The sequence below is a fragment of the Coleofasciculus sp. LEGE 07092 genome, assembly GCF_015207375.1.
Taxonomy (GTDB): Bacteria; Cyanobacteriota; Cyanobacteriia; order Cyanobacteriales; family Coleofasciculaceae; genus LEGE-07092.
Window position 1 is genome coordinate 1 of sequence record NZ_JADEWY010000289.1, and the last position, 1,376, is coordinate 1,376.

General features: G+C 45.9%; 1 protein-coding gene. It reads right to left on the reverse strand.

Annotation, left to right across the window (positions count from 1 at the left end):
* Window positions 1-7 precede the first annotated feature (7 nt).
* Window positions 8-1,108 (reverse strand): RIP metalloprotease RseP, encoded by a 1,101-nt coding sequence (rseP, locus tag IQ257_RS29620; RefSeq protein ID WP_193882841.1) that lies wholly within the window; start codon window positions 1,106-1,108, stop codon window positions 8-10.
* Window positions 1,109-1,376: the final 268 nt, after the last annotated feature.

Here is a 1,376-nt window from a genome sequence, read left to right on the forward strand (position 1 = left end):
ACTCCCCTCACTGAAACAAGTTTTGTACCCAACCGGATGGAACTAAATTAGCGGTATCCCGAACGATTAAAAAGATACCTAAACCTAGGAGCAAAACCAAACCTGTTTGCATGATGTTCTGCTGAACTTCTGTGGGTATAGGTTTGCCTCGAATCCCTTCAACTGCCAAGAACGCGAGTTGACCCCCATCTAAAGCTGGTAGAGGCAAGATGTTAATAATTGCCAAGTTAATGCTAATGAGGGCAGCAAACTGAAACAGATTTGCTGCATCAGAACGGGCAATATCAGCTCCGATGGCAACAATAGCGACTGGACCTGAAACTTGCTCGGCAGTTTCGCTAAAGTTACTGATTAGTTGTCCGAAGCCCTGAGCCGTTAAAACCGCAATTCGCTCATATTCTTCAGCAGCGCTCGTAAAAGCACCAAACAGGTTATCGGCACGCTTGCGGACTATTTCACCATTTGGAGCAAGCTGTACACCAATTTTCCCTTTGCCGTCAGATCCCAGTTCTGGTGTCAATTTCACCGATAGGTTTTTTTCGTCACGCTGAATCAACAGTTCTAAAGGTTTGTCGGGAGACTTTTGAATAGCAGTCATTAGGGTAGTGATAGCTTCTTGGTTTGCCCCTAGGGTTTGACCGTCTACGGCTGTAATAATATCTCCAGATTCGATGCCTGCTTGTTTTGCCACTAAGCTACTTTCTGGGGCAATTTGAGGCACCTGCACGCCGGCTTGAAAGTTGAAGTCCGAAATACCTACTGTTCCTACCTGAACAACTAGGAGAAAGTAAGCAAATATCAAGTTGGCTATTACACCAGCACTAATGACGATCGCTCGGTCTAAAATGGGACGATTGCGAAGTAAATCTGGGTCATCTGGAGGAATATCGCTATCAGGATCATCATCAGGAAAACCCACAAATCCCCCGAGTGGCAGGGCACGTATGGCATATTCCGTTTCAGATCCTTGATATTTCCAGAGAATGGGACCAAAACCAAGAGAAAAACGATTAGCGTGAATTCCTTGAAGACGAGCTGCCATAAAATGACCCAGCTCGTGTACTACAATCAAAACCGCTAAGACTGCGATCGCCGCCAAAATTGACATGAGAGTTATCAAATGTAACGAGTGCTTGCGTTCATCCTATTGTAATGGGTAGCGCTGAATACCTGCCTACTTTCTGGGTATCAGTGGGAAGAAGACAGGAGACAAGGAGGACAAGGGAGACAAGGAAGTAATCAGGACTTACGCACTCAGGCAAATCAGTAACGGTATAATCAGGCTTACAGCGTCTCCACCAACGCTCAGAACAACGAAAATTCGTTTCAGTACGTAAGTCCTAGTAATTATTCTCTCCCCAGCTCCCCAGCTCCCC